Origin of the sequence: Chromohalobacter sp. 11-W, assembly GCF_029889905.1 — a bacterium.
In the GTDB taxonomy this organism is placed as follows: domain Bacteria; phylum Pseudomonadota; class Gammaproteobacteria; order Pseudomonadales; family Halomonadaceae; genus Chromohalobacter.
The window spans coordinates 278,009-290,389 of the sequence record NZ_JARANZ010000002.1 but is presented as its reverse complement, the minus strand read 5'-3'; the positions used below and the strand labels follow the sequence as shown (position 1 = coordinate 290,389).

Here is a 12,381-nt window from a genome sequence, read left to right as displayed (position 1 = left end):
GATGGCCGAGATCACCCTGAAATCCTTGGCGCATACTTATTTGGCCAATCCCCAGTCACCTCAAGACTACGCCATCCGTGAGATGAATCATGTCTGGCAGCAGGGCGGTGCGTATGCCTTGTTGGGGCCTTCGGGCTGTGGCAAATCGACATTGCTCAATATCATTTCCGGTTTGCTAGAGCCATCGAGTGGCGAAGTGCTTTTTGATGGTGAAGTGGTTAATGAGTTGCCACCCGAAGCGCGCAATATAGCCCAGGTTTTTCAGTTTCCTGTCATCTACGACACGATGACGGTTTACGACAACCTGGCCTTTCCGCTGCGCAACGTAAAGACTCCTGAGGCGAGGGTCCATGAGCGTGTCATGGAAGTGGCTGATGTTCTGGAACTGACTTCCCAGCTAAAGCGCAGAGCCAAGAACTTGACGGCGGATGAGAAGCAGAAGGTGTCCATGGGCCGCGGTTTGGTACGTGATGACGTCTCGGCCATTCTGTTTGACGAGCCGTTGACGGTTATTGATCCGCAGCTTAAGTGGACATTGCGACGTAAGCTCAAGGAGATTCATCAACGTTTCCAGATCACCATGGTCTACGTGACCCATGACCAACTCGAAGCCTCCACCTTCGCTGACAAGATTGCCGTGATGTACGAGGGCCAGGTGGTGCAGTTCGGCACTCCTAGAGAGCTTTTCGAGACACCGAATCACACCTTCGTCGGCTACTTTATCGGCAGCCCGGGCATGAATTTTCTGGACGTCTTCGCTCGCGATGGCGTGGTCTGGGCAGGCGATACCGCGCTCACGGTGGGGCAAGGGGTTCGAGATGCCATCGAGAAAGCGACGTCTTCCAACATCAAGCTGGGAATCCGGCCTGAATTCATCGAGGTGCATACCGATCCGGTGGAAGGCGGGATGTCGGCTCAAGTGGATCACGCTCAGGATCTAGGAACCTACTCGATTGTTTATTTGACCCTTGGTGGCCTCTCGCTCAAGGCGCGTATCGAAGAAGACCAGATGACCCCGACCGGTAAGGCTTGGCTGCGCTTCCCCGATGAGCGTCTCGGGCTTTACGTCGATGAATACCGCGTGGAGATCGACCATGAATAAAGTCTACAACAACCGCGCATGGTGGCTGATCCTGCCCATGCTGCTGTTGGTGGCCTTTTCGGCCGTCATACCGCTGATGACGGTGGTGAACTACTCGGTCCAAGACGTCTTCGATGCCAATACACGGTTCTTTACGGGCACCGAATGGTTCAAGGAGATGCTCAACGACCCGGCTTTGCAGGCGGCTGTGCTGCGCCAGTTTGCCTTCTCGTTGACGATCCTGGCCATCGAGGTGCCGTTGGGGATCGGCATTGCGCTGATCATGCCCAAGAAGGGCTGGCAGGCATCGGCTGCGCTGATTCTGGTGACCATGCCCTTACTGATTCCTTGGAACGTAGTGGGCAGTATCTGGCAGATATTTACGCGCGGCGACATCGGCCTGATGGGCTGGAGCCTGCGCGAGCTTGGCTATGGTTACAACATCACCTCGAACCCGGTGGATGCCTGGGCGACCATCATCCTGATGGACGTCTGGCACTGGACGTCGCTCATCGCCTTGCTCTGCTATAGCGGCCTGCGTTCGATCCCGGATGCGTATTACCAGGCAGCGCGTATCGACCGCGCCTCGAAATGGGCTGTGTTCCGTTATATCCAACTGCCTAAGCTCACCAACGTACTGGTGATTGGGGTGCTGCTGCGCTTCATGCACTCGTTCATGATTTATGCCGAACCTTTCGTGCTGACCGGCGGTGGTCCGGGGAGCTCGACGACCTTTCTCAGTCAGTCGCTGACTACCATGGCCATTGGGCAGCAGGATCTAGGGCCATCGGCGGCGTTTTCGCTTATCTATTTTCTGATCATTCTACTGGTCACCTGGGTGTTCTACACCGCGATCATGAATATGCAGAAAGACAACAACAAGGGAGCATGAGATGAGTGCTTCGTCATCGCCGAAAACACCCGAAGAAGTGCGTCAGCGCGCGGCAGTTGCCGATAACCGACGTCGACGCAAGGCCCGCTCGGCGCCCCGTCAATGGCGGCGTCGGGGGCTGATGGCCGCCTACATCGTGTTCGTGCTACTACCGGTCTATTGGCTACTCAATATGTCCTTTCAGTCCAACAACGAGATCCTCGGCGGACTGACTCTATGGCCGGAGAACTTTACCGTTGAGCACTACGCCAAGATATTGACCAACTCCAGCTGGTACATGGGCTACATCAATTCGATCACCTACGTATTGATGAACATGTTGATCAGTATCGTCGTTGCTTTGCCGGCAGCCTATGCCTTCAGCCGTTATCAGTTCATCGGCGACAAGCATCTTTTCTTCTGGTTGTTGACCAATTTGATGGCGCCACCAGCAGTTTTTTTGCTGCCGTATTTCCAGTTGTATTACACCGTAGGGCTTTTCGACACCCATGTGGCGGTCGCTCTAGCGCATTGCCTGTTCAATATCCCGCTGGCCGTGTGGATTCTGGAAGGCTTCATGAGCGGTGTTCCTAAGGAAATCGATGAGACCGCCTTTATTGATGGCTATAGCTTTCCGCGCTTCTTCGTGAAGATATTCATTCCGATGATCAGCTCGGGCATCGGCGTGACCCTGTTCTTTCTGTTCATGTTCTCCTGGGTGGAGCTGCTACTGGCCAGCACTCTCACCTCTACGGGTGCCCAGCCCATCGCCTCGGTGATGACCCAGACCAAGGGCGCCTCGGGCATCGACTGGGGGACACTGGCCGCTGCCGGCACCCTAACCATTCTGCCGGGGATCGTGGTGGTCTATTTCGTTCGCAATCATATCGCCAAGGGCTTTGCCCTGGGCCGTACCTGAGGAGGTCGCGACATGGCATGGATGGTCTGGACGACACCCACGATGGTCTTCTTCGTGGTCATCGCTGCCATGCTGGCGGCGATGACCACCTGGGAGATCATCTCACCGACGGTCGAGCGTAAGGGCTTCTTGCCGATCTCGACCACCCGCGGCGATCGGTTCTTCATAGGACTGCTCAGCGCGGCCTATATCCATCTGGTGGTAGTGGGCTTCACCCCATTGAGTATCTGGCTGGCCTTGGGGGGATCGGTGCTCTGGCTACTGGTACTGATGCGCTGGGGCTGACAGAAAGGGATGGAGTTAAACGTCCAGGAACGGATGACAACAACCAAAGAGGTCAATATGAAAACGACAACAATGCGGCTCTCTCTACTCGCGGCAGGTGTCATGCTGGCATGTGGTAGCGTGCACGCCGATGAGAAAGATACCCGAGCTATCGCCGAGCGATTGGTGGATGAACACTTCCAAGAATCGACACTGACGCGTGAGCAACAGATTGAAGAACTGATGTGGTTTGCCAAGGCGGCCAAGCCCTTTCAGGGAATGGAGATCAACACCGTCGCCGAAGGTTTGACCACGCATGTTTATGAGCGTGACGTGCTGGCCGACGCATTCAGCGAGCTGACCGGCATCGAAGTGACGCATAACATCATCGGCGAGGGCGATGTCGTCAATAATATGCAGACCCAGATGCAGTCGGGTCGCAATATCTACGATGGCTACGTTAATGACACCGATTCCATCGGGACGCATATCCGCTACGGTACGACCGTCAATATTTCCGAGGCCATGAAGAACGAGTGGGCGGACTACACCTTGCCGACCCTGGACCTCGACGATTTCATGGGCTTGCAGTATGGCACTGGCCCGGATGGTAGTGTTTACCAGTTACCTACCCAGCAGTTCGCCAACCTCTACTGGTTCCGCTATGACTGGTTCCAGCGCGAGGATCTGCAGAAACAGTTCCGCGAACTCTATGGCTATGACCTGGGCGTGCCGACCAACTGGACCGCCTACGAGGACATCGCCGAGTTCTTCACTGAGCATGTCGGTGAGATCGATGGCACCAAGGTCTATGGCCACATGGATTACGGTCGTCGTGATCCCTCGCTAGGATGGCGGTTCCACGATTCATGGCTCTCCATGGCGGGGATGGGGAGCCCCGGCGTGCCGTTTGGGAACCCGGTGGACGACTGGGGTATTCGCGTCAATGAGCAGAGCCAGCCGGTTGGGGCCAGCGTCTCCCGGGGTGGGGCCACCAATTCGCCGGCATCGGTCTTCGCTGTGACCAAGATGGTCGATTGGCTCGACAAGTATGCCCCCCCTGAAGCTAGCGGCATGACGTTCGGTGAGGCCGGCCCGGTGCCGGCACAGGGACATGTCGCTCAGCAGATATTCTGGTATACCACCTTCACGGCCGATATGACGGCGCCTGATCTGCCGGTCACCGATGATGAAGGCAACCCGAAGTGGCGTATGGCCCCGTCACCGACAGGCCCTTATTGGGAAGAGGGTATGAAAGTCGGTTATCAGGATGTGGGGGGTTGGACTTTCTTCGACTCGACGCCCGAAGATCGGCGCACGGCGGCCTGGCTTTTTGCTCAGTTCACCGTTTCCAAAACCGTCTCGCTCGAGAAGTTGTTGGCGGGTCTGACGCCGATTCGTGAGTCTGATGTCTTCTCCGATAAAATGACCGAAATGGCGCCCAAGTTGGGTGGTTTGGTGGAGTTTTACCGCAGCCCCAAGGCTGCCAATTGGACACCATCGAGCACCAACGTACCGGACTATCCGCGAATGACGCCCTTGTGGTGGGAGAATTTGTCACAAGCAGTAAGCGGGGACATTGCTCCTAAGGAGGCACTCGATAACTTGGCTGGGGATCTCGACAGCATCATGAGTCGCCTGGCTCGGGCGAAGGTCTTCGAGACGTATTCCCCCAACCTCAACGAGGAACGTGACCCCCAGTACTGGCTCGACCAGCCGGGTTCGCCCAAGGCGAAGCTGGATGATGAGATGCCGCAGGGGACCACCGTTCCCTACGATGAAATGATGGAGGCGTGGATGGCCGCCGATTCCCAAGAATGATCGGCGATCGGGCCATCTGACTCGCCTGCCATTGCCCCGGGTGCGCTCGGGACAATTCAAAATCGCGTAACCGGTTGCCTGAACGGAACCTGAGGCCCCGCTCGATATGCATCGAGCGGGGCCTTTCGCTTCGCAAACAAGGACCAGACATGCAGTTCAGAAAAAGAACCCGCTCGATAGGCGTCCTATCAGAGCTTTGAGGCCGTGGCGGCTGCGATTTAACGCTCGGGATTGCTAGAATACCGCGCGTTTTCTTTCTTCCCTCCGCCAATGCTAGGAGTAGCTTTTCATGACCGACGATACGGTGGCTTCAGGCACGCCGGCCGATACCCCGGTGCGCACCTTGCTAGTCGGCGCACAGATGCTGTTCGTGGCGTTCGGAGCCCTGGTGCTGGTGCCGCTGTTGACGGGGCTGGACCCAAGTGTGGCGTTGTTCACGGCGGGCATTGGCACCTTGATGTTCCAGTTCGTCACGCAACGCAGCATCCCGGTGTTCCTGGCATCCTCGTTTGCCTTCATCGCGCCCATTCAAGGCTCGGTAGCCAGCTATGGCATTCCTGCCACGCTGGGCGGATTGTTCGTTGCGGGGCTCGTCTATGTGGTGATCTCGCAGATCGTGCGCTTGAAAGGCACTGCCTGGTTGCATCGCTTGCTGCCGTCTGTGGTGGTGGGACCGGTGATCATGGTCATCGGCCTGGCATTGGCCCCCGTCGCGGTAGACATGGCGACGGGCGAGAACAGCGACATGGGGTACGCTCAGGCCATCACGCTGTCGATGGTGAGTCTGCTGGTGACACTGATATTGGCGGTCTTCGGACGTGGTTTGATTCGCCTGATCCCGATCATGGGCGGGGTCGTCGTGGGCTATGCGCTAGGGCTAGCGATGGGCGTGGTCGACCTGACACCGGTACATGCTGCCGCTTGGCTGGCGTGGCCCGATTTCGTGGCGCCGACGTTCAGCATGGCGGCGATTCTGTTCATGATCCCGGTGGCCATAGCGCCGGTGATCGAACATATCGGCGACATGGTGGCGATCGGCTCGGTGACGGGGCACAACTATCTTGAAAAACCGGGGTTGAAACGCACCTTGCTGGGAGACGGCTTGGCGACCTCCGTGGCAGCGCTTTTCGGTGGGCCACCCAATACGACGTATTCGGAGGTCACCGGGGCGGTGACGCTGACCCGCAATTTCAATCCGGCGATCATGATCGTCGCGGCCTGTACCGCCATCCTGCTGGCGTTCGTCTCCAAGCTCGGTATGTTACTGCAGAGCATTCCCACGCCGGTGATGGGCGGCATCATGACACTGCTGTTCGGTTCTATCGCAGTGGTCGGGATGAACTCTCTGGTGCGTGGTGGTCAGTCCTTGACGGCGCCGCGCAATCTCGTGGTGGTATCGTTGATCCTGGTCTTCGGGATCGGCGGCATGCAGCTTGGTAGTGGCGAATACGCCTTGCAGGGCGTGAGCCTGGCTGCTTTGGTTGGCATCGTCCTCAACTGGATCTTGCCGCCGGCCGCCGAGCATGAATGACGCCTAACGGCGATGATGTGTGCTCGCACCGCCCTCTGAGAAACCTGGCGGGGTGTTGGCGCTGACGATGACGCAGTCCGCGTCGCCAGTGTTGCGAAAGCGGTGCGGCAGGCGCGAATCGAAATAGTAGGCGTCGCCTGCATGAAGGCATTGCGTGTCGCCGTTGACGGTAAGCTCGATCATGCCGGTAATGACGACACCGCCTTCCTCGCCCTCGTGTTCGAGCATGTCTTCGCCGGTATCGGCGCCTGATGGGTAATGCTCGTGGATGATCGACATATCGCGGCTGGGGTGGCGAGCGGCGACCAGGCGCCAAGAGAGGTTGCCGTCGCCGATTTCTGTCAATTCCTCGGCCCGGTAGAAGACCTTTTCCTGGGGACTGGTTTCCTCGCCAGCGAAAAACTCGCTGATCGAGACCGGCATGGCGTCGAGGATCTTCTTCAGCGAGCTTACCGAAGGGCTCACGCTATTTTGCTCGATGAGTGAAATCGTGCTGTTGGTCACGCCGGCACGTTTTGCCAGCTCGCGTTGCGATAAGTCGCGCAACGTGCGCAATTGCTTGAGACGTGCGCCGACGTCGAATCCGCTCATGGATGATCCTTTGTGATGAGACGTTATCGGGTCATGATAGCGCCTCGGCGCGGCGATCTTAACCGCCGCGTGAGGAAGGTGAGCTCATGTCGCTGAGCGATGCGATCAGTTTGCGTGTGGTGGCTTCCTCGGCGCCGCTGGGGAGCGCCCGGCAGGGGAGCCAGACATGGAAGATAGTGCCGCGACCACGCGCTGAAACGACCCACATCTCGCCGCCGCTGCGCCTCACGATGCCTGCGCTGATCGCTAGCCCGAGCCCGGATCCTGCTTCGCGCGTAGTGAAGAACGGATCGAAAATTCGGCCGCGTAGCTCGGCAGGGATGCCTGGCCCTCGGTCGGCGACGCGAATTTCCACACCGTCGAGGCATCCGTACCCGGCGACCTCGCGCACGGTGTCGCGTGTCGCTAGATGAATGCTCATCGGCGAGGTACTGGCTTGGGTGGCGTTGAGCAGCACGTTGATCAGCACCTGTTGCAATTGACCGCGATGGCACTCGGCGCGCCGGGTGGCGTGCAGCGAACTGATCAGGCGATGGCCGTGTTTGTCGAGAGCGTGGCGGATCAAGAGCTCGGTGCCGGCGGCAATGGCGTTGATGTCTTCGGGGACGAAAGCGGGCTCATGGCCACCGGCACGCGAATATTGCAGCAGGTTGTCGATCAGCGCACGAATACGCTCGACCTGGGCGATGATGGTGTCGACTTCGTCGCGCACGGGGGCTACATCGGCGCCAAGGCTATCGGCCAGTAACTCCACGTGGCCAAGGATCACGGCGGCGGGATTGTTGATTTCATGCGCGATACCGGCGGTCATCTCGCCCAGGGCGGCAAGCTTTTCCTGAGTCATCAGACTGGCACGAGCCTGCTTGAGCAAGGCGACGTGCTCCTCGAGTGCACGTGTTTTCTCGGTCAGTGACTGGGTGCGTGTTTCGACGCGTCGCTCGAGGGTTTGAGCAGCACGTTGCAAGGCGGTCTGATGGGCGTCCAAACGGTCGAGCATGGCATCGAATTCATGCGCCAGTTCGGCCAATTCGTCCTGGCTATCCAGGTGGCCGATACGTAGGTGCCGGCCCTCGCGGATGCCGTGTATCACGTGGTGCATTCGGCGCACCGGACTGGCGAGGGCGTCGACGCCGCGAATGACCATCAAGCCCGAGATCAGGATGATGACGAGTAAAACGGCGCCGATCTGCAGCAGTGTGTCCCGGTAGAGGGCTTCATATGGCGCCAGAGGGAAACCGGCATAGATCATGCCGATACGTTGGCCGGTCAGTGACGCGAGTGGGGCATAGGCGGCGACGTACCAACCACTGACCACGAAGGCGTTATCGATGAAGCGTTCACCGCGTCCCAGGACCTGGCGGCTGACGGGCTCGGAGACGCGCGTGCCGAGGGCGCGCTCGCCATTGGTCAGGCGCACATTGGTGGCGATGCGCACGTCATCGAGAAACAAGGTAACGCTGCCGGTGCTGCCTTCGGGAAGCGTGCCCGGCCCGTAGACCAGATCACGAATCTCATCCACGGGTTCGGCATCGCCGTTGAGCAAGCGACCACCATCGAGGAGAAGACGCAGGTTTCCTTGGTCGTCATGGATGGGATACAGCGTGCGCAAGACCATGCCGCGCGTCTCGCGGCGGCGCTCGCTGGGGGCTGCTTGCGGTGTGTCGCGTAGCGCAAGGCGTGCTCGTCGTGCAAGCCCAGAGGCCAGTTTTTCAAGACGCGGTGCTGTGAGAACGTCCAGTCCTGACATGCCTTGCGCATTGTCTGATGTTTGCAAGCGGCGTTGCAGTTCGGGGCTATCCTCCAGTGCTGAGAGCGGCACTACGCGCAACCAGTCCAGTTGCATCGCGTTTTGCGTTTCGTCGAGCAGTGCCTCGAGTGACTGAGATCCTTCGCCTTGCAGTGCCGAGGCGAGCGCGTGGCTGCGCGCCAATTCCTCGAGGCGCGCTTGCTGTTGCTGGCCCACGCCGTCCAGCACGCGAGAGGCAACGGCCAGGTCTGCGCGCACTTTCATGTACAGTTGGCGGTCGTTGTACGTCGAGGTCCAATACGCAGTGAGTCCCGCCAAGGCGAGTACTAGCAAGGCCAGTGGAGCGAAGGCGAGCCACAACAGTCGGCGTCGAATCGAGGCGCGCAACCAGCGGCGTAGACCTTTCATAGGTCCAGGTCTTGCCAGGCATTGAGCTTGCGGTCGAGGGTCTTGCGCGATACGCCCAGCGCGCGCGCGGCACTGGATTTATTATGACCGTGGGCTTCTAGCACACCCAATATATGCGCACGCTCGACAGCTTCCAGAGACCAGTCGCTGGGGTAGCCATTCGCGGCAATGGCGCTGGGGGCGGTAGTCGCCTCGTCGAGCATGTCGCTCGGGAGTTGGCCGAGCAGTATACAACGCTCGATGAAATTCTTGAGTTCGCGGATGTTGCCGGGCCAAGGGTAATGCGTCAGACGCTCCAAGTCGGCATGCTGCCATGGCAGGGCGGCAAGCCCCAGGTCGCGAGACAGCTGTCGAGAAAAATGGTGGGCCAGGGCAGGGATGTCTTCAGGGTGTTCGCGCAATGCGGGGAGCGTCAAGGTAAGAACGTTGAGGCGAAAATAGAGATCCTCGCGGAAACGTCCCTCACTGACTTCGTGCTGCAGGTTGCGGTGAGTGGCGGCGAGGATGCGCACGTCCACGGGCTGCTCTTGCTCGCTGCCCACCGGGCGAATGCGCTTGCTTTCGAGCACGCGCAGCAGTTTGGCCTGCATTGCCAACGGCATCTCGGCGATTTCATCGAGGAACAACGTGCCGCCATCGGCATAGGTGAACAGCCCTTCGCGGGTCTTGACCGCGCCGGTGAAGGCGCCCTTTACGTGGCCGAAGAGCTCCGATTCCAGCAGGTCACCGGCGATGGCGCCACAGTTGAGGGGCACGAAAGCACCGAATCGCCCCGAGAGGCGGTGCAGGTCGCGGGCCACGAGCTCCTTGCCGGTACCCGATTCGCCATGGATCAAGACGGCCGAGGGTGTCGGTGCGACGCGCTCGGTGATCGCTCTGACCTGAACCATGGCATGGCTATCCCCGATCATGCTCTCATCGGGGCGGTGCAGGCGCTGGGTCTCGCGCTTGAGCACGAAATTCTCGCGCGCCAGGCGACGCTGGGCTAGGCAGCGGTCGACGGCGCTTTGCAACTGCTCGAGGCGAAACGGCTTGATGATGAAGTCGCTGGCCCCGGCGCGTAGTGCCTGGACCGCCATATCGAGATCAGCGTAGGCAGTCATGAAGATGATATCGCTGCGCCGTTCGGGGCCGAGCGCCTCGTGCCATTCGATGCCCGAACGGTCAGGGAGACGGATGTCGACCAACAGCAGATCGAAGTGCAGCCGCTGACGCAAGGCTTCCGCGGCGCTGAGCGAGTCGGCGACCTCGACCAGCGCGAAGCGTGATGCCAAGGCCTTGGCAAGATAGCTGCGCATGCCGGGCTCGTCATCGACGATCAACACGGAGGCGGTCGGCAGTTCGGTGGATGCGGTCATGAGCGACGTTCCCTGCGCGGCGGGACATAGTGTCCCGTCATTGGGTCAATTTGTTACATTCGTTGCGCACCTGGATTATTTTCATGGTAAAAGGCGCGATGCAATCCGGCAATTGTCACCGTTTTTGGCAGCGTGGTCACGTCAGGCATACCAATTGCAAGGAGAGTTGGGCACGTTCATGACTCGACAATAATGAGGGGTTCCCATGATGACACGCCGTCTCTCGCTGTTCGCCACCCTGGCGCTATCGTTGTTGCTGGTATCCGGAGTCCAGGCGGCCGATACCGTTCGTTTGGCGACCACTACCAGCACCTACAATTCTGGGTTGCTCGATTACCTGTTGCCCAAGTTCGAAGAAGATCATCCCTACCAGATCCAGGTCATCCCCGTGGGCACCGGCAAGGCGCTGCGCCTGGGGCGTGACGGCGATGTCGACCTGGTGTTGACACATGCGCCCGCTGCGGAGAAGGCCTTCGTCGATGCCGGTTACGGCGTCGAACCGCATGGCGTGATGTACAACGATTTCGTGATCGTAGGGCCGTCCGACGACCCTGCCGGGATCGATGGCGGCGATGATGCCACTAGCGCGTTTGCCGCTCTGGCCGGTCAAGGCGCGACCTTCATTTCACGCGGCGATGACTCCGGCACCGACAAGAAAGAAAAGCATCTCTGGGATGAGGCGGGTGTGACGCCTGATTTCGAGGGCTTTCGTGCTGCGGGTCAAGGCATGGGGGAAGTGCTGAATATGGCCAGCGAACTACAAGGCTATACGCTGACGGATCGCGGTACATGGTTGGCAATGAAGGATAAGCTCGATCTTGAGATCATGGTCGAAGGCGATGCTGCGTTGTTCAATCCGTACCAGGTCATCCTGGTCAACCCCGAGCGTTATGACGGCCTCAATACCCAAGGTGCACGGGCCTTGGCCGAGTGGCTGATTTCCGATGAAGGGCAAGACCTGATCGACGCTTTCCGACTCAATGACAAGGTCTTGTTCCATGCCAGCGCCGGTGAGAACGTCGATCCCACTAGCGCCGTCCATGAAAGTGACTGACGCTCGGAGGCGTCGATGCACGAGCTCATGAACACGTCGAGGGAGGCGCTACACTTGCTGGTCTCCCTCGACCCAGCCTTGTGGGAAATCATCGGCGTTTCGTTTCGTGTCTCGCTGACGGCGATACTCGTGGCCTTGCCGCCTTCGTTGTTGATTGCCTTGCTGCTGGCGCGCGTTGCCTTTCCGGGGCGCTGGTTCGCGATATCGCTGGTCAATACGTTCATGGCCGTGCCCACCGTGGTGGTGGGGTTAGTGCTGTTCATGCTGCTGTCGCGCAGTGGCCCGCTGGGGGAGTTGCGTTTGCTGTTCACTCAGCGCGCCATGATCCTCGGCCAGATTCTGCTGGCGATGCCGGTGTTGACCGCGATGTTGCACAGCACGCTGCAAAGCATCGATCAGCGTGCCTGGGAGACGGCACGGCAATTAGGCGCCGGCTGGTGGCAATCTCTGTGGGTGTTGATCCGCGAAGCGCGCTTCGGGGTCATTGCCGCCGTGTTGGCCGCGTTCGGGCGCATCATTGCCGAGGTCGGCAGCGCGGTGATGATCGGGGGCAATATCGAGCATTTCACGCGCACTATCACCACGGCGATCGCCCTGGAAACGCTCAAGGGTGAATTCGCTCAGGGCCTGGCCCTGGGGCTCGTTCTGTTGCTGCTGGCGCTGGTGCTCAATGTATTACTGGGCGTCATGCGCGGACGCGGTCATCAAACCGTGAGCGTCTGAACGCGTATCGTCC

At 59.4% G+C, this 12,381-nt stretch carries 11 protein-coding genes; 8 read left to right on the top strand and 3 right to left on the bottom strand.

Features of this window, described 5'->3' with window-relative positions; translation table 11 throughout:
- Position 1 precedes the first annotated feature (1 nt).
- The 6 genes from OP494_RS04145 (at position 2) to OP494_RS04120 (ending at position 6,487) form a co-directional block, all read left to right on the top strand.
- A complete protein-coding gene (locus OP494_RS04145; RefSeq protein WP_280539461.1) occupies positions 2–1,102 on the top strand; it encodes an ABC transporter ATP-binding protein in 1,101 nt (366 codons plus the stop codon).
- On the top strand, positions 1,095–1,973 hold the full coding sequence (locus OP494_RS04140; protein ID WP_280539460.1) for a sugar ABC transporter permease: 879 nt from the start codon (positions 1,095–1,097) through the stop codon (positions 1,971–1,973). Before OP494_RS04145 ends, OP494_RS04140 begins: the two co-directional genes overlap by 8 nt.
- A 1-nt stretch (position 1,974) precedes the next feature.
- The gene (locus OP494_RS04135; RefSeq protein ID WP_280539459.1) at positions 1,975–2,871 is read left to right on the top strand and encodes a carbohydrate ABC transporter permease; all 897 of its coding nucleotides are present in this window, start codon (positions 1,975–1,977) and stop codon (positions 2,869–2,871) included.
- 12 nt (positions 2,872–2,883) lie between these two features.
- Entirely contained in the window at positions 2,884–3,156 is a 273-nt protein-coding gene (locus OP494_RS04130) for a DUF2160 domain-containing protein (protein WP_280539458.1), read from the top strand.
- A gap of 57 nt (positions 3,157–3,213) precedes the next feature.
- Complete coding sequence (locus OP494_RS04125; RefSeq protein WP_280539457.1) at positions 3,214–4,956, top strand: ABC transporter substrate-binding protein; 1,743 nt, start codon at positions 3,214–3,216, stop codon at positions 4,954–4,956.
- Positions 4,957–5,245: 289 nt separating this feature from the next.
- Entirely contained in the window at positions 5,246–6,487 is a 1,242-nt protein-coding gene (locus OP494_RS04120; RefSeq protein WP_280539456.1) for a uracil-xanthine permease family protein, read from the top strand.
- Positions 6,488–6,490: 3 nt separating this feature from the next.
- Here the strand turns inward: OP494_RS04120 and OP494_RS04115 are convergent, their stop codons facing one another.
- Genes OP494_RS04115 through OP494_RS04105 form a run of 3 tightly spaced genes read right to left on the bottom strand, consistent with a single transcriptional unit; the run spans position 6,491 to position 10,591 of the window.
- Positions 6,491–7,078 (bottom strand): cupin domain-containing protein, encoded by a 588-nt coding sequence (locus OP494_RS04115; RefSeq protein WP_280539455.1) that lies wholly within the window; start codon positions 7,076–7,078, stop codon positions 6,491–6,493.
- A 58-nt stretch (positions 7,079–7,136) separates the two neighbouring features.
- On the bottom strand, positions 7,137–9,233 hold the full coding sequence (locus OP494_RS04110) for a cache domain-containing protein (RefSeq protein ID WP_280539454.1): 2,097 nt from the start codon (positions 9,231–9,233) through the stop codon (positions 7,137–7,139).
- Positions 9,230–10,591, bottom strand: a complete 1,362-nt coding sequence (locus OP494_RS04105; RefSeq protein ID WP_280539453.1) for a sigma-54 dependent transcriptional regulator — start codon at positions 10,589–10,591, stop codon at positions 9,230–9,232. Before OP494_RS04105 ends, OP494_RS04110 begins: the two co-directional genes overlap by 4 nt.
- Before the next feature lie 205 nt (positions 10,592–10,796).
- Here OP494_RS04105 and OP494_RS04100 point away from each other — a divergent pair, with 205 nt between their 5' ends.
- A complete protein-coding gene (locus OP494_RS04100; RefSeq protein ID WP_280539452.1) occupies positions 10,797–11,645 on the top strand; it encodes a substrate-binding domain-containing protein in 849 nt (282 codons plus the stop codon).
- A gap of 15 nt (positions 11,646–11,660) precedes the next feature.
- A complete protein-coding gene (locus tag OP494_RS04095) occupies positions 11,661–12,368 on the top strand; it encodes an ABC transporter permease (protein ID WP_280539451.1) in 708 nt (235 codons plus the stop codon).
- Positions 12,369–12,381: the final 13 nt, after the last annotated feature.